At 70.0% G+C, this 21,570-nt stretch carries 17 protein-coding genes; 7 read left to right on the top strand and 10 right to left on the bottom strand.

Annotated elements, in window-relative coordinates; translation table 11 throughout:
• The first annotated feature begins 1 nt into the window (after window position 1).
• On the top strand, window positions 2–1,708 hold the full coding sequence (locus ACFU8W_RS12840) for a flavin monoamine oxidase family protein (protein WP_384035520.1): 1,707 nt from the start codon (window positions 2–4) through the stop codon (window positions 1,706–1,708).
• Window positions 1,709–1,714: 6 nt separating this feature from the next.
• Here the strand turns inward: ACFU8W_RS12840 and ACFU8W_RS12835 are convergent, their stop codons facing one another.
• From ACFU8W_RS12835 to ACFU8W_RS12790, 10 genes are all read right to left on the bottom strand, one after another.
• Window positions 1,715–2,563 carry a fumarylacetoacetate hydrolase family protein gene (locus ACFU8W_RS12835; protein ID WP_384035516.1) on the bottom strand — a complete coding sequence of 283 codons (849 nt, stop codon included), beginning with the start codon at window positions 2,561–2,563 and terminating at the stop codon, window positions 1,715–1,717.
• Between the two features lie 42 nt (window positions 2,564–2,605).
• Entirely contained in the window at window positions 2,606–3,619 is a 1,014-nt protein-coding gene (locus ACFU8W_RS12830; protein WP_384035513.1) for a hydroxyacid dehydrogenase, read from the bottom strand.
• Window positions 3,603–4,664, bottom strand: coding sequence for a dihydrodipicolinate synthase family protein (locus tag ACFU8W_RS12825; RefSeq protein ID WP_266988009.1), 1,062 nt, complete (start codon window positions 4,662–4,664; stop codon window positions 3,603–3,605). The genes ACFU8W_RS12830 and ACFU8W_RS12825 overlap by 17 nt, the downstream gene beginning before the upstream one ends.
• A gap of 8 nt (window positions 4,665–4,672) precedes the next feature.
• Window positions 4,673–5,701 carry an NAD-dependent epimerase/dehydratase family protein gene (locus ACFU8W_RS12820; protein ID WP_384035509.1) on the bottom strand — a complete coding sequence of 343 codons (1,029 nt, stop codon included), beginning with the start codon at window positions 5,699–5,701 and terminating at the stop codon, window positions 4,673–4,675.
• 6 nt (window positions 5,702–5,707) lie between these two features.
• Complete coding sequence (locus ACFU8W_RS12815) at window positions 5,708–6,658, bottom strand: carbohydrate ABC transporter permease (protein WP_384035506.1); 951 nt, start codon at window positions 6,656–6,658, stop codon at window positions 5,708–5,710.
• A gap of 2 nt (window positions 6,659–6,660) precedes the next feature.
• Window positions 6,661–7,566: a carbohydrate ABC transporter permease gene (locus tag ACFU8W_RS12810; RefSeq protein WP_266988015.1), complete on the bottom strand. Its 906-nt coding sequence runs from the start codon at window positions 7,564–7,566 to the stop codon at window positions 6,661–6,663.
• A gap of 319 nt (window positions 7,567–7,885) precedes the next feature.
• Window positions 7,886–9,142 (bottom strand): extracellular solute-binding protein, encoded by a 1,257-nt coding sequence (locus ACFU8W_RS12805; protein WP_345513233.1) that lies wholly within the window; start codon window positions 9,140–9,142, stop codon window positions 7,886–7,888.
• Between the two features lie 47 nt (window positions 9,143–9,189).
• Window positions 9,190–10,446 carry a Gfo/Idh/MocA family protein gene (locus ACFU8W_RS12800; protein WP_384035502.1) on the bottom strand — a complete coding sequence of 419 codons (1,257 nt, stop codon included), beginning with the start codon at window positions 10,444–10,446 and terminating at the stop codon, window positions 9,190–9,192.
• 41 nt (window positions 10,447–10,487) lie between these two features.
• On the bottom strand, window positions 10,488–12,638 hold the full coding sequence (locus ACFU8W_RS12795; RefSeq protein ID WP_384035499.1) for a peptidase C14: 2,151 nt from the start codon (window positions 12,636–12,638) through the stop codon (window positions 10,488–10,490).
• 208 nt (window positions 12,639–12,846) lie between these two features.
• On the bottom strand, window positions 12,847–13,695 hold the full coding sequence (locus ACFU8W_RS12790) for an IclR family transcriptional regulator (RefSeq protein ID WP_384035496.1): 849 nt from the start codon (window positions 13,693–13,695) through the stop codon (window positions 12,847–12,849).
• A 291-nt stretch (window positions 13,696–13,986) separates the two neighbouring features.
• Between ACFU8W_RS12790 and ACFU8W_RS12785 the strand changes: the two genes are divergently transcribed.
• From ACFU8W_RS12785 to ACFU8W_RS12760, 6 genes are all read left to right on the top strand, one after another.
• On the top strand, window positions 13,987–15,354 hold the full coding sequence (locus tag ACFU8W_RS12785; protein WP_345513237.1) for an aspartate aminotransferase family protein: 1,368 nt from the start codon (window positions 13,987–13,989) through the stop codon (window positions 15,352–15,354).
• Entirely contained in the window at window positions 15,354–16,541 is a 1,188-nt protein-coding gene (locus ACFU8W_RS12780; RefSeq protein WP_384035492.1) for a mandelate racemase/muconate lactonizing enzyme family protein, read from the top strand. The genes ACFU8W_RS12785 and ACFU8W_RS12780 overlap by 1 nt, the downstream gene beginning before the upstream one ends.
• Window positions 16,538–17,383, top strand: a complete 846-nt coding sequence (locus ACFU8W_RS12775; RefSeq protein WP_384035489.1) for an amidohydrolase family protein — start codon at window positions 16,538–16,540, stop codon at window positions 17,381–17,383. Before ACFU8W_RS12780 ends, ACFU8W_RS12775 begins: the two co-directional genes overlap by 4 nt.
• 191 nt (window positions 17,384–17,574) lie before the next feature.
• Window positions 17,575–18,414: an SDR family NAD(P)-dependent oxidoreductase gene (locus tag ACFU8W_RS12770; RefSeq protein ID WP_384035486.1), complete on the top strand. Its 840-nt coding sequence runs from the start codon at window positions 17,575–17,577 to the stop codon at window positions 18,412–18,414.
• A 76-nt stretch (window positions 18,415–18,490) separates the two neighbouring features.
• On the top strand, window positions 18,491–20,626 hold the full coding sequence (locus tag ACFU8W_RS12765) for a peptidase C14 (protein WP_384035483.1): 2,136 nt from the start codon (window positions 18,491–18,493) through the stop codon (window positions 20,624–20,626).
• Window positions 20,623–21,564, top strand: a complete 942-nt coding sequence (locus tag ACFU8W_RS12760) for a GNAT family N-acetyltransferase (RefSeq protein WP_384035480.1) — start codon at window positions 20,623–20,625, stop codon at window positions 21,562–21,564. The genes ACFU8W_RS12765 and ACFU8W_RS12760 overlap by 4 nt, the downstream gene beginning before the upstream one ends.
• The last annotated feature ends 6 nt before the right edge of the window (window positions 21,565–21,570 follow it).

The following is a 21,570-nucleotide window of genomic DNA, read 5'->3' as shown; positions in this document are numbered from 1 at the left end:
CATGACGTCCACGGTGCCCAACGCCGTCCAGCACACCGACGCGCAGCCGCCGATCACCATGTTCGGTCCGGACTTCCCCTACGCGTACGACGACTTCCTGGCGCACCCCGCGGGGTTGGGGCAGATACCGGCGACCGAGCACGGCGCCGAGGTGGCGGTCATCGGCGGCGGGCTCTCCGGCATCGTGGCGGCGTACGAGCTGATGAAGATGGGCCTCAAGCCCGTCGTCTACGAGGCGGACCGGATAGGCGGCCGCCTGCGTACGGTCGGCTTCGACGGGTGCGACCCCTCGCTGACCGCCGAGATGGGTGCGATGCGCTTCCCGCCGTCGTCCACCGCGCTGCAGCACTACATCGACCTGGTGGGCCTGGAGACCAGCCCGTTCCCCAACCCGCTCGCGCCGGCCACCCCGTCGACCGTCGTCGACCTCAAGGGCGAGTCGCACTACGCGGAGACGATCGACGACCTCCCGCAGGTCTACCGTGACGTGATGGACGCCTGGAACGCCTGCCTGGAGGAGGGCGCCGACTTCTCCGACATGAACCGGGCGATGCGCGAGCGCGACGTCCCGCGGATCAGGGAGATCTGGGCGAGGCTCGTCGAGAAGCTCGACAACCAGACCTTCTACGGCTTCCTCTGCGCCTCCGACGCCTTCAAGTCGTTCCGGCACCGCGAAATCTTCGGCCAGGTCGGGTTCGGCACCGGCGGCTGGGACACCGACTTCCCCAACTCCATCCTGGAGATCCTGCGGGTCGTCTACACCGAGGCCGACGACCACCACCGCGGGATCGTCGGCGGCAGCCAGCAGCTCCCGCTGCGGCTCTGGGACCGCGAGCCGCAGAAGATCGTGCACTGGCCGCTCGGTACCTCGCTGTCCTCGCTGCACGAGGGGGAGCCCCGTCCCGCCGTGACCCGGCTGCACCGCACCGCCGGGAACCGGATCACCGTCACCGACGCGACCGGCGACATCCGCACCTTCCGGGCGGCGATCTTCACGGGGCAGTCCTGGCTGCTGCTCTCCAAGATCGCCTGCGACGACGAGCTGTTCCCCATCGACCACTGGACGGCGATGGAGCGGACCCACTACATGGAGTCGTCGAAGCTGTTCGTGCCCGTCGACCGGCCGTTCTGGCTGGACAAGGCCGTCGACGGCAGGGGGGTTCCCACCGGGCGCGACACCATGTCGATGACGCTCACCGACCGGATGACGCGGGGCACGTACCTTCTCGACGACGGGCCGGACAAGCCGGCCGTCATCTGCCTCTCGTACACCTGGTGCGACGACAGCCTGAAGTGGCTGCCGCTCTCCCCGAACGAGCGCATGGAAGTGATGCTGAAGTCGCTCGGCGAGATCTACCCGAACGTCGACATCAGGAAGCACATCATCGGCAACCCGGTGACCGTCTCCTGGGAGAACGAGCCCTATTTCATGGGTGCGTTCAAGGCCAACCTGCCGGGCCACTACCGCTACCAGCGGCGGCTGTTCACCCACTTCATGCAGGACCGGCTGCCCGCCGACAAGCGGGGACTCTTCCTCGCGGGCGACGACATCTCCTGGACGGCCGGGTGGGCCGAAGGCGCGGTGCAGACCGCGCTCAACGCCGTCTGGGGTGTGATGAACCACTTCGGCGGTGCCACGGACGCGACGAACCCCGGCCCCGGCGATGTCTTCGACGACATCGCCCCGGTCGAACTCCCGGAGGACTGAGCGGCGTTACGCGGGCCGGCAGACGCTGCGCTGCCGGCCCAGGCCGGACACCTCGACCTCCATCACATCGTCCGGTCCCAGGTACGGGAAGCGACCGGACAGCGCCACGCCCTGCGGCGTACCGGTGTTGATGACATCCCCGGGCTCCAGCACCAGATACTGCGACAGATGGTGCACCAGATGCGCCACGCTGAAGATCATGTCCGCGGTGCTGGAGTCCTGTCGCGGCTCCCCGTTGACGTAACTGCGCAGCCGCAGCTGCTGCGGGTCGCCGACCTCGTCGGCCGTCACCAGCACCGGGCCCAGCGGGTTGAACGTGGCGCAGCTCTTGCCCTTGGACCACTGGCCACCCGACTCCTCCAGCTGGAAGGCGCGCTCCGAGACGTCGTTGCTGACGGCGTAACCGGCGATGTACGAGGCGGCGTCGGCCGGCGAGTCGAGGTAGGCGGCGCGGCGGCCGATGACGACGGCCAGCTCCACCTCCCAGTCGGTCTTCTTCGAACCGCGCGGGATGAGGACCTCGTCGTACGGGCCGACGATCGTGTTCGGCGACTTGTAGAAGAGGATCGGCTGCTCGGGCGGCTCGGCCCCGGACTCCGCGGCATGGGCCGCGTAGTTCTGGCCGATGCAGAGCAGCGCGTGCGGACGGGCGACGGGCGCGCCGATCCGCTGCCCGGTGATGTCGGTCTCCGGGAGCTTCGACTCGGCGGGGATCAGGCTCGGCTTCTCGGTGAGCGCGGCGAGGAACACGCCGTCGATGTCGTCGGTGACGCCCGACAGGTCGTAGTGGCGGCCTTCGGGGCGGACGAGGACCGGACGCTCATGGCCCGGCTCGCCGATGCGCATCAGTCGCATGGGGTGAACTCTCCTGAGGGGTAAGGGGAACGACGCGGTGGATCAGTGCAGGCGGGTCAGGGCGTCGACGGTGACCGCATGGGCCGGGGGCTGCCCGGCCAGCAGCCGCAGCACTTCGCCGACCGCACTGGCGCCGAGCCGCTGCCGGCACTCGACACTGCCCGCTGCCTGATGCGGGGTCAGCAGCACATTCGGCAGGGCGCGGAACGGGTGGTCCGACGGCAGCGGCTCGGCGTCGAACACATCGATCGCCGCATCGATCCGGCCCGACTGCAGTTCGGCGAGCAGCGCGTCCTCGTCGACCAGCCATGACCTCGCCGTGTTCACCAGGCCCGCCCCGTCCGGCATCAGCGCCAGCTGTCCGGCGCCGATCATCCGATGGGTCTCCTCGGTCACCGGCGCGTGCACGGCCACGATCCGGCTGCGCGACAGGAGTGTGTCCAGAGGGACGGACTTCACGCCGAGTGCCCTGGCGTCCGTCTCGGACAGGAACGGGTCGGTGACGGAGACCCGCGCGCCCATCGCCTGCACCATCGCGATGTACGCCCGCCCGGTACGGGACGCGCCGATCACCCCGATGTCGCTGCCGTGGATCTCGTGGCGGGGCGGGGCCTCGCTCGCCGCCGCCCACTCGGCGCCGCCCCGCAGCGCGTGGTCGAAGCGCTGGATGCGGTGGAGCAGCGACAGGGTGAAGGCGAGTGCGACCTCGGCGACCGGCCGGGCCATCTCGTCCCCGGCCTGGGTGACACGGATCCCTCGACGGAACACCTCTTCGGTGACGTACGGGGCGACGGCCGAGCCGGTGTGCGCCACCAGCTCCAACCGGTCTGCCGCCGCCAGGAGTTCGGCGTCGACCTTGGGGGCGCGCCAGGAGAGGATCAGCGCCTGGGCGCCGGGCAGCGCCGCTGCCAACGCCGCCCGGTCGGAGTGCTCGTCGAGGACGGTCAGCTCCGCCGCCCGTGCCAGCTCCTGCCAGACCGCGCCGGTGAAGAACTGGGCGCGCAGCTGGGGCGGTACGGCGACGACGACCCGGGGGCGGTCAGGAGAGCCAGGCATCGAGGTGCTCCGCAATGAAGGCGTCATCGGTCAGCCAAGGGTAGGCCGCGGCCACCCGGGTGATCTCGTCCGCCTGTCCGGGGGAGAGCGTCTCCGCCGGGTCCAGGCATCGGATGTTCGCCAACAGGCCCTGCCGACGCAGCACTTCGTGCACGCCCGCGATGCAGCCGCGGAACGCGCCGCGGACATCGAAGACCGCGCTGTTGGCGTCCGTCAGCTCGGAGCGGCGGGCCAGGCAGCGCACCGTCGCCGCGTGGTCGCCGGCGCGGGCCGCGCGGACGTCGTCGAGGAGGGTGGCGGCGGAGCTGGTCCATACGGCCCACTGGCCGAGGAGCCCGCCCGCGAACCAGCGCCGCGTGCCGTTCGCCGTCTCGTACGGGGTGAGCAGGTCACCGATGATGTCGTCGTCGTTGCCGGTGTAGAGCGCCACCTCGTCGGCGCGGTCGGCGGCGGCCACCGCCCGCACGACATCCGCGGTGCGGTACCGGTCGAAGGGAGCGACCTTCACGGCGACCGTGGACGGCAGATCGGTGAAGGCCGACCAGAACGCCGGGGAGAGATAGCGCCCGCCGACGGCCTCCTGGAGGTAGAAGCCGATCACGGGCAGCACCTCGCCGACCGCGCGGGCCCGCTCCAGCAGACCCTTCTCGTCGGCGCCCGGCACGGCCGGGCTGAGCAGCACGGCGTCATAGCCGAGCGCGGCGGCGGTCTCGGCCTCGGCGACGGCCTGCGCGGTGTAGCCGCAGGCGCCGGCGACCTTGATGAAGGGGCGGCCCGCCTCGGCGTCGATGGTCTCGGCGGCGAGTTCGAGTACCGGCCCCAGGAGACCGACCTCGGGCTCCCGGATCTCGAACTGGGTGGTGTGCACGGCGACGGCGACACCGCCGGCACCGGACGCCAGGTAGTAGCGGGTCAGCGCACGCTGACGCCGCTCGTCGAACGTACCGTCGGCGTGCAGTGCGAGCGGGTGGGCGGGGATCACCGCCCCCCGGGCGAGCGCGTCGAGGGAGGGCGTGGCCGTGGCCGCGGTGGAGGGAGTGGACATGGAGTGGATCAGAACCTTCCGTCACGGACCTGGAACTTGGTGGGCTTGCCGGACAGCGGCAGCCCGCGGCGCAGCCAGTCGGCCTGCCACTCGACGAGCGTGCGCAGGGTGACGTCCGGGTAGCCGAAGAGAGCATGACAGCGGCTGGCGTCGGAGAGCAGCGCCGTCGATGCTTCCTCGCCCTCGAACACCGGCTCCCGGCCGAACTCGGTGCCGAACCACTCGGCGATCCGGCGCACCGAAGCGGTCTCGGGGCCGGTGAGGTTGAGGGTGAACGCCTGGCCGTCGGTGGCATGCAGCAGCGAGCGCAGCGCCACCTCGTTGGCGTACCCCTGCCACACCACGTTCGCATGACCGGTCGTCACATCCACGGGCTCGCCCGCCTGCACGCGGTACGCGATGTCGGCGAGAACGCCGTAGCGCAGGTCGACCGCGTAGTTGAGGCGGATGGTGGCGACCGACGTGCCGCGGGTCAGCGCGGCGTGGTCGAAGATCCGCTCACGGCCCAGGCAGGACATGGCGTACTCGCCGACCGGCCCGACCGGGTCGGTCTCGGTGCAGCCGCCGGAGGAGACAGGCACCAGCGGGTACACATTGCCGGTGGAGAACGCCGCGATCCGCGAGTCGGACCAGCGGCGCGCCACCCGGTCCGGCATGGCGGCATTCACCGCCCAGGCGTGCGAAGGCGCCCCGGCCGAGCCGAACTTGGCGCCGACCATGAAGACGACGTTCCCGGCGTCGGGCAGCTCCGCCAGATCGGCGGCCGGGTCCATCAGATCGAAGGCGACGGTACGGACCCCTGCTCTCCCCAGTTCCTCGGCGGCGGACGGGTCCGACCAGCGGGACACGGCGTACACCGTGGTGTCCGTACGTCCGGCGGCGTCCAGCGCACGCCGGGCCAGCCGGCACAGACTGGGGCCCATCTTGCCGCCCGCGCCGAGGACCAGCAGATCGCCTTCGAGGCGGCCGAGGTCGGCGACGAGCGCGGGGGAGGGGGTGGCGAGCCGCTCTTCGAGAGCGGCCTCATCGGTGAACATGCGTGGCTATCCCTTGATTCCGGACGCGGTGACGCCCTCGGTGAAGTAGCGCTGGCCCACCATGTACGCGGCGAAGATGGGCACGAACGCGATGACGGAGCCGGAGAGCACCACATTGAGCGGCACGTTCTGCTGCTGGAGCGAGGCGATGCCGACGGTGAGGGTGCGCATATCGGTGGACTGGCCGATGACGAGCGGCCAGAGGAAGTCGTTCCAGTGCCACAGGAAGACGAACACGCCGAGCGTGGCGAGGATGGGCTTCAGCAGCGGCAGCACGATCCGGTGGAAGATCTGCCACTCGTTGCAGCCGTCGAGGCGGGCCGCCTCGAAGAGTTCGTCGGGCAGTCCCTGGATGAACTGCCGCATGAGGAAGACCGCCTGGGCGTTGGCCAGGGTCGGCACGATCAGACCCCAGTACGTGTCGACTCCGCCGAGCTTCGCGATCATCGCGAAGGTCGGGATCATCGTGACGTGGTAGGGGACCATCACCATCGACAGGAACGACCAGAACATGGTCTCCCGGCCGGGGAACCGCTTCTTGGCGAACGCGTACCCGGCGAGCGAGGCGAGCAGCAGCACGCCGACGACCGAGACGACGGAGTAGACCAGGGTGTTGACCAGCCAGCGCGGCACGTCCTGGGCGTTCATGACGGTGTCGTACGCCTCGCCGGTCAGCGGCCAGGGCAGCAGGCTGCCGGGGAACTCGACCGCCGCGGACGGCTTCAGGGAGAGCACGACCATCGCGTAGAAGGGGAAGATCGTCACGATCGCGGCCGCCGTCAGCAGCAAGCCGCGGGCGATCCGGCCGGCCAGGGTGGCGCGCATGCCGTGCGGGACGGTGTCCTGCTCGGACAGTTTGCGCAGTTTGCGTCCGGCGCGGCGGGCGGCCCGGTCGGGTCCGGCGGGCGCCTGGGGTGCGGGGGCCTTCTTCTCGGTCTCCACGGGTGTTGCGGTCATGGTCACTGGTCCTTCCCGATCACGAGCCGCTGGATCACGGCGACCACCACCGTCAGCACGAACAGTGCGACGCCGATGGCGGAGGCGTAACCCAGGTCGAAGTACTTGAAGCCCGCGTCGTAGAGCTGGAAGACGAGCGTGTAGCTGGCGTTGGCGGGCCCGCCGCCCGTCATGGTGTAGACGGCGTCGAAGACCTGGAACGAGGCCGTCGTCTCGATCACGGCAAGGAAGAAAAGAGCGGGTTTGAGCTGCGGCAGCACGATGTACCGGAAGCGCTGCCAGGGGCCCGCGCCGTCGGTGAGCGCGGCTTCCTCCAGTTCCCGGGGGATGTCCTGCATCCGGGCGAGGAGGATCAGCATCCCGTAACCGAAGCGGGACCAGACGCCGACGATCGCGAGCGCGGGCAGGACGAGGACGTCGTCGGAGAGCCAGGAGCCCTCGGACATCCCGAACCAGCCCATCAGGGTCGACCACGGGCCGCCGGTCGAGAAGATCCAGACGAAGACGGTCGCGGCCAGCACCAGCGAGGTGACGACCGGCAGGAAGAACACCGAACGGAAGAACCTGGCGCCGCGGAACGCACGGCGGGTGATCAGCGCCAGGGACACGGACGCGATGAGGGTGCCGGGCACGGCGAGGACGGTGTAGAGGACGGTGACCTTCAGCGCCTGCCAGAACAGCGGGTCGTCCCAGAGACGGGTGAAGTTGTCGAGCCCGATGAAGCTGCCGCCGCCGGTCAGGGAGTAGTCGGTGAAGCTCATCAGCACACCGGCCACGCCGGGACCGAACCGGAAGGCGAGGAACAGCAGGAAACACGGAAGGACGAAGAGCAGGCCGATCCGGGCCTCGCGGCGCGCCTGCGGCCCGCTGCGACGGCCCCGGCGGGTGGGTTCCGCGACGACTGCCACGGGGATCTCCTTGCGGGACGAGGGAATTGCGGTGGGTGCGCGGCCCCCGCGGGGGCTGCGCGGGTGTTCCGCGCCAGGTGGCGCGGAACCGTACCGGTGACGCGGGGTGTACGCCCGGGTCCCGGTCGGGGGCCGGCTGAGTGTGGTGCCGGGTGTTGTACGGGGTGCCGGGTGAGCTCTGCGGGCCCGCGCCGGCGGCGCGGGGGTGTCCGCCGGGGGTCCGGGTTCGTGGCTCCGGACTCCCGGCGGGGCTTCGGTGCGGAGCGCGCCGCGCCCCGTGGTGACGGGCGGGCGCCGGTCGGCCCCCGCCCGTCACGGCTCAGCGGCCGAGCATTCCCTGGGCCGCCTTCTGCGCCGCGTCCAGCGCCTCCTGCGGGCTCTTCTTGCCCAGCAGCGCCGCCTGGATCTCCGGCGCGAGCACGCCCTGGACCTCGCGGGCCTTGTCGTGCAGCGGACCCACGGTCATGCTCGGCAGAGTCGCGCCGACCGCCGTCTGGAGCGCGTCGTCCGGATACAGGTCGCCACCGGACTTACGGGCAGGGAAGTAGCCCGCGGCCTTCTGCAGACCGGCCGCGTTCTGCGACTCGGCGACGAAGTTCAGCCAGTCGCCGGTGTTCTTCTTGTCGGCGCCCTTCAGCATGGACAGTGCGCCCACGGTGCCGTAACCGATCGACTCGGCCTCCTTCAGCGGCGGCTGGACGACGATGTTCTCCTTGCCCCAGAACGGCTCGACGTCCGCCGGGGTGTTCTGCCAGGTGCACGCCACCTTGCCCTTGGCGACCGGTGTCTGCTCCAGCTTCGGCGTGGTCGTGACCAGGTCCTTGTCGGTGTAGCCGCCGTCGACGAGCTTCTTCAGGTACGTCAGGGCCTTGACCCCGGCCGCGTCGTTGAAGGTGACCGTCCTGCCGTCCTCGGAGAAGACGTCGCCGCCCGCCTGCCACAGCAGCGGGTAGAACGTCATGTTCAGCGTCTGCTGGGTGTCGCCGCTGTAGCTGGTGGCGTAGTAGCCCTTCTTCTTGAGCTTCGGCGCCAGCGCCTCCAGCTCCGCCCAGCTCGTCGGGTAGGTCTTCTCGCCGATCGCGGCGAACACCCGCTTGTCGCAGATCAGCGGGTTGGCGCTGGTCAGGATCGGGCTGGCGAGCGCCTTGCCGTCGACCGTGACGGACTTCAGCGCGAAGTCCGTGTAGTCCGACTTGGCGTCGGCCGGCATGTAGTCGTCGGCCGGGACGATGCTCTTGGCGTACTTCGGCAGCTGGTCCGGGATCAGGTAGACCGCGTCCGGGCCCTTGCCGGAGGCGATCGCCGTGGCCAGCGCGGTGTCGCGGTTGGCCCACGGGAAGGTTTCCACCTTCACCGTGACGCCGGAGTGCTTCTTCTCGAACGCCTTGACCAGGCCGTCCCAGTACGCCTTGTTCTTGGCCTCGTCGAAGATGACCGGGTACGTCCACATGGTGACGGTGTTGTCGTCGCTGCCGCTGCCGGAACAGCCGGCCAGCACACCGGCGGCGAGCGCGGTGGCCAGGACGGGGGCGGCCACGGCACGGACTCTGGAACGGCGGGTGAGGAGACGGGACATGAGGTGGTCCTCCGAGGACGTGAGGGTGGGGCGGGGGTGAGGGGATGTCACTTGGTCGGCACCGACTGGACGGTGCCGGTGTGCCGGGCGCGCTCGGCGGCGAACGCCGCGAGATGGCTGCCGAGCGATGTGGCGGGACCGGAGCGGACGGCCCCGGCATCACCGGTGGCCACGGCGGTCACGAACGCCTCGACCAGCGCGGCGTCTCCACCCCCGTGCCCATCGGCGGCGTTCGAACCGGATACGCCGAGTTCGCGGACAGTCGTTTCGCCGGTACGGAAGTCCTGCACGGTGACACGTTCGCCGTCACCGCGCAGCCAGCCGTGCGAGCCGAAGATGCGGGTCTGCCGATGGGTCTGCTCGGTGAACGCCACCATCTGGAAGGTGGCGGTCACCCCGCCCGACAGCTGCATGGCGAGCACCTGGTGGTCGACCACGTCGTTGTCGCTGCGGTACGCGCAGACGCCGTACGGACCCTCGCGCAGCGCCCGCACCAGCCCGGCCTCGTCGGTCGCCTCGGTGACATGGGTGACCGGCCAGACCGCGCCCTTCTCGCGCAGCGTCGGCATGTACAGCTTCAGCGCGCTGTACGGGCAGTCGGACTCCACCGCGCAGTCGAGACAGCGATCGGCGGACCCGGCCGGGGCGTTCTCCGGCCGGAAGTGCTTCAGTCCGCCGAAACCGGTGACCTGCTCGATCCGGCCGCCCATGATGTACGTGATCCAGTCCAGGTCGTGGCACGACTTGGCGAGCAGCATCGGCGACGAGTCCTTCTCGCTGCGCCAGGGACCGCGTACGTAACTGTGGGCGTAGTGCCACCAGCCGACCGGTTCCAGATGGTCGAGGGAGACCAGCTGCCCGAGCACGCCGGAGTCCACGATCTCCTTCACCAGGTCGGTGTAGGGCGTGTAGCGCATGACGTGGCAGACCGCGAAGAGCACCCCGGCCCGCTCGACGCCCTCGACGATCTTCCGGGTCTCGTCCTCGGTCGGGGCGAGCGGCTTCTCGGCGAGGATCGCGTAACCGGCCTCGGCGAGGGCCAGCACCGGCTCCACGTGGAAGCGGTCCTGGGTGGCGACGATGACGGCGTCCGCGATGCGGTTCTCGACGAGCGGCCGCCAGTCGTCGAACTCCACGGGCGCGCCCGCCGCGGCACGCGCCGTGGGGCGCGGGTCGGCGACGGCGACGAGTTCGGCGCGGTCGGGGTGCGCCTTGATCCACTCGGCGTACGTCAGACCGCGGTTGCCGGCGCCGACGAGCGCGACCCGGACGGGTCGGCCGGTGATCGGGGGATGCGTGGACACGGGGGTTCCCTGGGACTCAGTGGGTGGGTTCGGTGGTGCGGTCAGAACCGCAGCGTGGCCGCGGTGTGGGCGACGCGGCCGCCTTCGTCCGGCAGCGCGGTGCGCTCGGTGCCGTCCTCGACGCAGCCGGTGTGCAGCAGATGGCTTCCGGAGCCGGCGAAGGCCGCAGGCCGCAGTTCGAGCCGGCCGCCCGTGAAGGTGGAGCCCGTCGCCCGGTAGCGGTTGGGGCCCTCGGTGACCAGCACATGGGCGGTGTCCTTGGGTGCGGTCGAGTCGAGACCGGACAGCTGCCAGTCGACGGTGCGGCCGGTGCCGGTACGGGACAGCAGCGCGCCGTCCTTGTTGGTGCCGTTGATCCGGGCGCCGTCGATCCGCAGCCGCTGGTCCTTGACCGAGGTCAACTTCAGCCCGGTGTTGCGGAGTTCGCCGCCGGCCACGGTGATGTCGGTGTGCGCGAGCGAGACGGGCGCGGTGTCCTTGGAGCCGGTGAGGGTGCACTGGTCGAGGACGAGTCGCCCGGCTCCGTTGAACACCGCACCGTCGACCCCGTTCAGCGTCGTCCGTGCGAGGGTGACCGGGGCGGCCACATTGGCCTGGGTGACCTCGGCGCCCGCCGCGAACGTGAACGCCGAGTCGGCGATCACATTGGGCCGGGCGGAGAGCGTGGACGCCTGGGAGATGATCAGCGGCCCGCTCGCCGTGCACCCGCGCAGCTGCACACCGTCGGCGTTGACCCAGAGCATTCCGGAGCCGGAGAGCGACTTCTTGCCGATGACCAGAACGTCTTCGAGCGTCAGATCGGTGATCTTCACCCGGGCGACGAACCAGGAACACGCGTGGCGACGTACGGTGATCCGCTTGGCCCGACCGCCCCAGGCGGCGCCCGAGTTGGCGAACGTCATCAGACCGGAATTACCCGTGTAGACGAGGTCGTGCTCGAACTGACCATGCGTCACGAACGGTCCCTCGTCGTCGCCGTCGCCGTGGCAGTTGGTGACATAGCAGTAGGCCGAGGCCGTGAAGTCGTTGAGGTGGCGGGCATTGGAGGTGTGACAGTCCTCGACATGCCCGTACAGGCAGTAGATCTGCTGGGTCAGATAGCCCGCGCCGCCGTAGGTGACGGACTTCGGGTTGGTCAGCGAGCACTGCTCGGTGCGGTAGTACGTGCACCAGCGGCGCATCACCACCGGCCAGAACGTGCCGACGGCCTCGATTCCGGAAACGTCGCACCGCACCGCGTACTCGTAGGCGACCGGGTGCGAGCCGGTCATCTCGTCCTCGCCCCAGCCCTCGAAGACGAGGTTGCGGACATGGGCGCGGTCGACGGGCTCGATCCGGGTCCAGGTGAGCGTCCGGCCGGCTGCCAGATCCCAGCCGATCTGGTAGTTGACCCGGATGTGCGTCGCATCGACGACATCGGTGACCTGGACGAGACGCTGGATCTCCTTCTCGTACTTCCCCGACAGGGCGTTGATCTCCACGGCCCACCACTGGCCGACGGAGAACTTCCCGGAGTCGCCGACCTCGAAGAGATCGGAGAGGTCCGGCATCGCCGCCCCCAGGGTGTGGGTGTGCACGGTGTCGGTGACGGTGCCGCGGAAGGAGAGGACGGCGCCGAAGGGGTTGTCGTGGGTGTTCTTCTCGATGCCGTCGGTGACCATGCGGTGGCCGCCGAAGTCGAGTTCTATGTGGGAGCGGTTGAAGAGGTGGCGCTTGGTGAAGTGGAGGTCGGTGTGGGCCTCGATGCGGTGGATCGAGGTGTCGGCGATCATCGCGTCGAGGGCGGCGTCGGCCGGTTCCTCGGTGTCGAAGTGTCCGAAGGTACGGAAGTCGACGGTCCCGTTGTGGAGTTGGACCCAGCGGCCGGGTTCTCCGCCGGTGGGTGCGATCACGGTGCCGCCGTTGTGGGCCGTGTCGGACTTCTTGTCCCAGCGCACGGCCATCGCGCCGCCGTCGCCCGGGGCGTGGTAGCCGGCGACCAGGATCTGGGCGCCGTCCTCGAACGGTGTCGTGTTCAGCGCGCGCAGCTCGGCGACCGTGTCGACACGCTGCACGTCGCCGGCGTGTGCCGGTGCGGCCTGCGCCGAGCCGGTGGCCACGGCCGAACCGGCCATGACCAGACCGGCCAGACCCGAAGCCCGCAGCAGCGCGCGACGGGACTGGGCAGGGGTGTGGTGGTGCGGAACGCTCATGCGGACTTCGCCTTCCGAGAAGTGCCGAAAATGAGGGAGCGTTCCTGCGGTGGACTGCCATGAGGCGGATGGCTGAAAAAGGTCCGGCCATCAGCTGTTCACAACGCGGTGGGCAGGCGTCGGAAGCGGACCGGAAGGGGTAAATCGCCGATGTCGTCTGAATGTCATCGGGGTTGGCAGGGAACCTACGGCCGATGGAGCCGATCGGTCAAGACCTGATTCCGTCGGAACGCTCGGGGTCCGTCGAGCTGTCCGCGTCGGCGACCCAGCCCAGCGAGACGCTGATCCGTCGCGCCGCGTCCCGGACCTGACCGCCCAGTTCCTGGTAACGCCAGGCCGGCAGGCCGAGCTTGAGCCCGGTGATGCTGATGGCCCCCGCGCACACCGAACGGTCGTCGAAGACCGGCGCGCCGATGCAGATGATGCCCTCGGCGTCCTCCTCGTCGTCCAGGGCGTAGCCGACCCGGGCGATGTCGCGCAGATGTGACAGGAAGGTGGCCGGGTCGGTGATGGTGCGGGAGGTGCGCCGGGGCAGTCCGAACCGCTCGATCACCGCGGCGGCCTCGCTCTCCGGCACCGCCGAGAGCAGTGCCTTGCCCAGGCCCGTGCAGTGCGGCAGCTCGCGCTGCCCCATCCGCAGATCGAGCCGGACGCGCTGATCGAGCTCGACCTGGTCCACGACGACCGCATGGCCGTCCTCGGGCACGGCGAGCCGGGAGGCCATGCCGGTGGTGCTGGTCAGTTCCGTGAGTACGGGGTGGGCGACCCCGCGCAGGGACACCTGGGACCGTGCGCGGTCGCCGAGTCTGGCCAGGCTCATGCCGAGCCGGTAGCGGCGGTTCATGCCCTCGCCGTCGTCCGAGACGAGGCCGTACGCGCGCAGGGTCTGGAGCATGCCGAAGGCGGCGCTCTTGGAGATGGAGCAGGCCTGGCCGACCTCCGTGACGCTGAGGCCGTTCCCCTGTGCGGGGGCGGCGAGCGCTTCGAGGATGTCCGCTGCCCTGGCCACGCTCTTGACCCAGTACTTCGGTTCTTCTGGGGCAGCACTGTTCGTCATAGCAGAACAGCCTAGTCCCTTACGCGGGTTGAGTGGACCCCTGCGCGAGGTGAACCTGCCTGGAATGGGCCTCTCGCGGCCGGAAAGGGGTTGACCGGCACCGGGGGCGGACGTAATATCCAGGCACTGTTCTGCTCTACAGAACAGCGTTCGGAAAAAGTGAAACACCCAAGAAACACGCACCACGGACCACCACTTCCTGCGGCGACTGCCGGGCGGATGGCGCCAGGGAATCGCAGGCCGGGCAGGGCCTGCGAAAACCGACGACTCTCGACGCAAGGAGCAAGCGATATGAGTTCAGGCCCGGTAGGCAATGAATCCGGAGCCCGACTCGCCGAGCGCGCCCGCCAGGTCGTACCCGGTGGCGTGAACAGCGGTCAGCGCAGTGTTCCCGGACTGACCGACCTGGTCGTCACCGGGACCGACGGCGCACGGTTCCGTACCGCCGACGGACGCGAGTACATCGACTTCCACTCGGCGTTCGGCCCGCCGCTGCTCGGCCACAACGACCCCGACGTGGCCCGCGCCACCGCAGAGGCCGGCGCCACGCTCGGCCACATGGGCGTCGGCGTCACCGAAGGCGAGATCCTCCTCGCCGAACAGCTCACCGAGCTGATCCCGTCGATCGAGAAGGTCCTCCTCACCAGCACGGGCAGCGAGGCCACGTTCCACGCGCTGCGCGTCTCCCGCGCCGCCACCGGCCGCCGTCTCGTCGTCAAGTTCCAGGGCTGCTACCACGGCTGGCACGACTCGGTGAGCCTCAATGTCATCTCCGCCCCTTCGATGGTCGGCGGCCACGACCCGATCTCCACCGGCATCCTTCCCGAGGTCCTCGAGGCCACCCTCGTCCTGCCGTTCAACGACAGCGACGCCGTCCGCCGCACCTTCGCCGAGCACGGCTCCGACATCGCCGCCGTCATCGTCGAGCCTGTCCCGCACAACGTCGGCACGCTCCTGCCGTTCCAGGAATTCCTCACCACCCTGCGCGAGGAGACCACGAAGGCCGGCAGCGTCCTGATCTTCGACGAGGTCATCACCGGCTTCCGTCACGACATCGGCGGCTGGCAGAAGATCTCCGGCATCACTCCGGACCTCACCACCCTCGGCAAGGCCATCGCCAACGGCGCCCCCGTCGGCGCGATCGGCGGCCGCGCCGACCTGATGGACCTCTTCTCCACCCGCCCCGGCGCCCCCGCCTTCTTCGCCGGCACGTACAACGGACACCCGTCCGTCGTCGCCGCCGCCCTCGCCACCCTGCGCAAGCTCCGCGAGGAGCCGGTCCACGAGTACGTCTTCCGGCTCGGTGACCGCGTCCGCACCGAGCTGACCGGACTGTACGAGCGCCTCGGGGTCCCGGCCGTCGTCACCGGCTACGGCTCCGTCTTCGTCAGCTACTTCATGCCGGGCGAGACCCCCCGTACCTACGCCGACCTGCTCGACAACGACGCCTCACTGTTCGTCGGCTACCGCCGCAGGCTCCTCGACCACGGCCTGTTCGAGCTGCCGCTCAACCTCAAGCGCAGCCACATCAGCTACGCCCACACCGACGCCGACGTCGACCGCCTCATCGAGGGCACCGAGGCCGCCGTCAAGGCCGTCCTCGCCGAGGGCGGCGCCCGCGACCTCGAGAACACCTCCACCATGGGCGGAGCCCGCTGATGCTTACCGTGAACCGCACCCGCCCGGCCGGCCCCGCCGGACGGATCACCCGGGTCGAGACCCTGATGCTGGGCACCTCCTGGCGCGACTTCGGCTACGTCCGGGTCCACACCGACGAGGGCCTCTCCGGCATCGGCGAGATCACCCACCCCTACCGGGTCGGTGAGGTCTGCGCCCTCACCGAGGCCCTCGCCCGGCGGCACCTCATCGGCGCCGACCCGTTCGACATCGAGGAGCTGTGGCTCCGCGTCTACCAGGGCGACTTCCTGCGCGGCGGCGACATGGGCGGCATCGCCCTGTCCGGCCTCGACCAGGCGATGTACGACCTGATGGGCAAGGCGCTGGGCGTGCCCGCGTACCGCCTGACGGGAGGCGCCTGCCGCGACACGGTACGCGTCTACGCCAACGGCTGGTACACCGGCGAGCGCGAGCCCGAGACCTTCGCGGCCAAGGCGAAGGAGACCGTGGCGAAGGGCTTCACCGCCCTGAAGTTCGATCCGTTCGGCCCCGGACTCCACGAGCTGGAGCGTGCCGAGCTGCGCCGCTCCATCGACCTCGTCGCCGCGGTCCGCGAGGCCGTCGGACCGGATGTCGACCTGTTCATCGAGGGCCATGCCCGGTTCGCCATGCCGACCGCCGCCCGGCTGGTCCGCGAGCTGGAGCCGTTCGACATCGGCTGGTTCGAGGAGCCGATGCCCTGGACCCACGTCGAGCGGTACGCGGAACTGCGGCAGCGCGCCGCCTTCCCGATCTCCGGCGGCGAGCACTTCCACAACCGCTACGAGTACAAGCAGCTCTTCGCGACGAACGCCGTCGACATCATCCAGCCCGACCTCTCCATGGCCGGCGGCTTCACCGAGGTACGGAAGCTCGCCGCGATCGCCGATACCCACGGCATGCTCGTCGCCCCGCACAACTCCAACTCGCCGCTCTGCACCACGGTCTCGGTGCACGCGACTCTCGGAATCCCCAACCTCAAGATCCTCGAAACCTTCGACGGGCTCCTGGAGCCGTACGTCTTCGACGCCCTCAAGGGCACGCTCCCGATCGTCGACGGCCGCATCGGCCTGCCGACCGCCCCCGGGATCGGCGTCGAACTCGTCGACGAGGTCTTCGAGGAACACCCACCCAGCCACCGCTTCTGGAACATGTTCGCGGACGGCTGGGAGAAGCGGAACCGGACATGATCGTCGACGTCCACTCCCATCTCTTCCGGCACAGCCACGACTTCACCGACCCTTTCAAGTCCGACTCGGCCCGCGCCCACGCGGGGGAGGTCGACCTGACGGTGAAGTGGGAGGAGTACGCCGCCACCGCACCGGAGGGCACCCGTACGATCGTCGTCGGCGGCAAGGCCCGCCGCAGCGGACTCTGGGTCGACGACGCCGCCGTGGCCTCGTACGCGGGAGCACACCCCGACCGGCTGATCGGCTATCTCTCGCTCGACCCCACCCAGCCCGGCTGGCAGGACGAACTCCGCTACGGCCATCAGGAGCTCGGCCTGCGCGGCATCAAACTGATGCCGATGTACGCGGGCTTCGACCCTGCGGCAGAGGAGTACGACGAGCTGTACGGGTACGCCGAACGGCACGGCCTGCCGCTCCTCGTCCACACCGGCACCACGTTCGTCTCGAACGCCCCGCTGGAATGGGCGATGCCCCGCCACCTGGACGCGGTCGCCATCCGTCACCCGGAACTACGGATGGTCCTCGCCCACCTCGGCCACCCGTTCGAGGGCGAGTGCATCGCCGTCATCCGCAAGCACCCCCATGTGTACGCGGACGTCAGCGCCCTGCACTACCGGCCCTTCCAGCTCTGGCACAGCCTCCGGCTGGTCCAGGACTACGGGGTCTTCGACAAGCTGATGTTCGGCAGCGACTACCCGTTCACAACGGTCGACGACTCGGTGAAGGGGCTGCGGGAGATCGCCCGCATCCCCGGCATCCCCGGCCTGCCGCCGCTCGACGTGGACGCGGTGGAAGAGATCATCCACCGGCCGTCGCTGGACCTGCTGGGACTGAACGGCTGATCCCGCAGCCCCCACGATCCACCGGGACCGAACGGCACCACCTGCCGTTCCCGTGATCCTGCCGGTACGACACCGGGGTCTTCCCCCATTCCCCGGCCGTCGTCCGGCAGCCGGGCCGCCGCGCAATTCACCCCCCTGGTGCGGTGCGGCGGCCCACCTCCCCGTACCACCCCGCCAGGAGGAATCCCGCCATGACCGCAGCCGTCCCGCCCCGCGGTACCGACCGCTTCGACCTCACCGGCCGCACCGCGGTCGTGACCGGAGCCGCCCGCGGCCTGGGCCGGTCCTTCGCCGTCGGGCTCGCCGAGGCGGGCGCCGATGTGGTCCTCGTCGACCTGCCCGGCGCCGACGGTGTCGCGGAGACGGCCGCGGCCGTCGAAGCGCTCGGGCGGAGGTCCTGGACCTATGGGCAGGACCTTGCCGACATCGAGGCCCTGGCCGGCTTCGTCGACACCGTACGTGCCGAGACCGGACCGCTGCACATCCTGGTCAACAACGCGGGCACGGCAGCGCTGGAGCGCTTCAACGAGATCACCCCCGCGAGCTGGTCGCACATCATGCGGGTCAACGTCGACGCGGTCTTCTTCCTCAGCCAGCGCATCGCCGAACACATGACGGCCGACGGTGCCGCGGGCCGCATCATCACCATCACGTCGAAGAACGCCCTGGTGGCGGAGGCGGGCCTGGCCCACTACAACGCGTCCAAGGCCGCCGCCCAACTGCTCACCGAGACCCTGGCGGTCGAGCTCGCCCCGCACGGCATCACCGCCAACACCCTGGCCCCCGGCATGGTCGAGACGCCCATCGACGGGGAGTTCCCGTTCGACCGGGAGGCGTTCGAGTCCGCGTACCGCGAGCGGATCCCGCTCGGCCGCTATGCGCAGCCCGACGAGTGCGTGGGCGCGCTGCTGCTCCTCGCGTCGGACGCCGGGGCGTACCTGACCGGTGCGCGCCTGGTCGTCGACGGGGGAGTGCTGGCCGACCAGATGCCGCGCATGCGGTTCATGCCGCCGTACCGCAACACCGTCTGACGCCGTCGCGCACGTATCACGTGCCCGACCGATCACGCATCACGCACGCATCGACAACGCGAGGAGCACCTCCGCCATGTCCGTCAATGCATCGTCACGCCGTAATCTGCTGCGGGCTTCGGGTCTGGCCGGTCTGGTCGTGGCCGGTTCGGCCGTGGCCACCGGTGCCGCGCAGGCGGCCCCTTCCCCTGCGTCGACCGTGTCGACGGTCGACACGGTCGCCGAGTTGCGCGCGCTGAACACGACACCGTTCGAGGACGGCGCCCAGGTCCTGGTCGCCGGCTACCACGCCCCGGGCGACGGCGGCGCGATGGCCGTGCGCTGGGACAAGAAGTCCGACACGGCCCACAACGGCGGCACCGTGATCGCACCCACCGGCGGAAAATCCGGCCGCTGGGTCCAACTCCACAACGGGACCGTCGACTTCCGTACCTTCGGACACTTCGACACCGAGGAACCGGCCGACGCCGCCCTCGACGCGATGATCGCCGACACCTCGATCCACCGCATCGAGGCCCACACCGACCTCCACTTCACCAAGCGCCACCTCTTCAACCGCTCCCACATAGAACTCGACTTCGGCGGCCACCGCATGGTCACCGACGGCATCGAGAAGAACACCCACGACAACCCCTTCGGCGCCGTCCTCTCCTTCCGCGGCACCGTCACCGACACCACGGTCAAGCACGCACTGTCGGGCAAGGTCATCGAACTCACGGACACCTTCCCGGTCCCGGATGCCACGGCGTTCGAGGTCGGCCAGTGGTGGTCCGTGCAGGTCGACCCGGTCGCGGGCGGCGGCGGTGACGAGCGCGAGCTGCAGAAGCTGGTCGAGATCACCGAGATCGTCGACGGGGGACACATCCGGATCGGCTACCTCAACGGCTGGGAACTCGCCGAGGGGCGCAGGCTCACCTGGACCCGCATCGAGCCGGTCCTGAACACGCACATCCGTAATCTCGTCTTCGAGGGCGCGGGGCCCGACGAGTACACCGGCTCGCACCCGGTCAGCTTCGAGTACGCCGTCGGCTGCGACGTCTCCGGCATTCACGCCACCGGCAGCTTCTGGCCGGTCGTCATGCGCCGGTGGTGCACCCGGTTCCGTACCGAGCAGTGCTCCCTGAAGAACCCGCCCACCGTCGACTACGGTGGCGCGGGCTATCTCACCCAGCAGATCTACTGCCTCTACGGCCGCGTCGCCGATTGCACGACCAGCAATGTCCGGCATCTCAACGACCTGACCGCCTCCGCCTACTGCACCGTCGTGAACTGCCACGGCGACGGCGACGACGCGGGCGGAAACCCTTTCACCACCCACGGGCAGTACGAACACGATCTGCTCTTCGACGGCAACTCCGGGCTGATGGACATCGCCAACTCCGGTGCACAATGGGGTATTTCCGCCAAGCGGATCACCGTGCGCAGACACGTCTGCTCCTGGTTCACCGCCAATACCAAGATCACCGATCTGACGCTCGAAGACATCACGGTGATCGCCCGTCCGACCTTCGACCAGGCGGGCACTCTCACGGTCAACGCCGACGGTGCCCAGGTGCGTGGCTGCACCGCCAGGACCTTCGCCGTGGCCCAGCGCTCCGCCCGCTCCACGCGACCGACCGTCATCAGCGACTGCTCGTTCGAGCTGCCCGCGGGCGCCGTCCTCGTCCAGACCCCGGTCACCGCGCAGGTCCACTTCGTGCGCTGCACGTTCAAGGGCGTCGACGGGGTGATCCTGCGTGGCGCCGGCCCCGTCCATTTCACCGACTGCACCGTCATCGGCGCCGAGAACGCGGCCCCGCTCTCCATCGGATCGGCGGACCTCCGGATCGACGGCGGCACATACGACAACACGGGCGTCGAGCTCAGCGCCGTACGCGACCAGCGGATCACCGTCACCGGCGGGACCCGCCTCACCGGCAGCAACAAGGCGAAGGCACTCCTCGGCCGCGCCGCCGGCAACGCCACCCTGACTTGGGACATCTCCTCCCTCACCAGCGTCACCGCCGACTCCGGCACCGCGCACATCCGGATCGCGGAAGGCACCAACCACTACGCGGCGACCGGCAGCCGATTCACCGGCGGAACGCTCCATCTCGCCCCGGGCGCACTGGAGTCCCTGCTCCACACGTCATGCGTGGAGCGGGGCACGAAGCGCACGGCCATGCCGGAGGACAGCAACTCCGTCCGCACGGAAGGCAATCTGACGCTGTGAACGCCACTCTCCGGACCGCGACCCCGGCCGACGAGCCCGCCCTGGCCGCACTCTGGGGCGAGTGCTTCGTCGCCCCGCACCTCCCCGCTCTGTACGCCCTCGATCCGGACCGGCACCACCGCACCTTCGTGGCGGAGCAGGACGGACGGATCGACGCCGTCGTCGTCTACGTGCCGAGGCAACTCCGCGACGTGCACGGCGTGCCGCAGCGGGTCGGCGGCCTCGGCAGCGTCGCCACCCGGCCCGAGGCGCGCGGCCAGGGGCTCATCCGTCGGCTGCTCGTCGAGGCGGAACGGACCATGACGGCGGAGCTGTGCGCATGGTCGCTCCTCTTCACCGGAACGCCCGGCGTCTACCGAGGCTCGGGCTGGCAGGAGTTCCCCAGCCCCGTCACCGAGGGCGCGATCGCCCGGGGCGGCCCCCCGGCCGGCGGCCGGTTACGTATCCGCACCGCCACACCCGCCGACGGCCCGGCCCTGGCCGCACTCCGGGCGGCATACGACGAGCACCGGCCGCTCAGCTCGGTGCGGACCGACGAGGAATGGGCCGTACGCATCCCTGCCTGGTACGGGCCGCTCGACCGCACCCTGGTCGCCGAGGACCCGGACTCCCACAGGATCGTCTCCATGCTCGTCACCCACCACGGCGAACAGGTTCTGGAGGTACGGGAATGCGCGGTCGACCCGCGGGCACCCCAGGCCCTGGGCGACCTGCTGGCGGCGGCCGCTGCGCGCAGCCGTGACACCGGTCCGACCCGCGCGCGCGTCCGGCTCCCCGACACCGCCGAGGTCCGGGCAGCCCTGCCTCGACTGCTCACCGACGCGGTGGCCGGGGAGGAGTACGTGGGCATGGCCCGACCGCTGCTGGCAGACCCGGCGGTGGTACGGGCGACGGTCACCGCGCCCGGAGCCGTCCACTGGTACGGCGACAGTTTCTGAGGAACC

Source organism: Streptomyces sp. NPDC057565 (genome assembly GCF_042801455.1).
Lineage (GTDB): Bacteria > Actinomycetota > Actinomycetes > Streptomycetales > Streptomycetaceae > Streptomyces > Streptomyces yanii.
The sequence above is the reverse complement of the archived record's forward strand: the minus strand, read 5'-3'. Positions and strand labels throughout refer to the sequence as shown.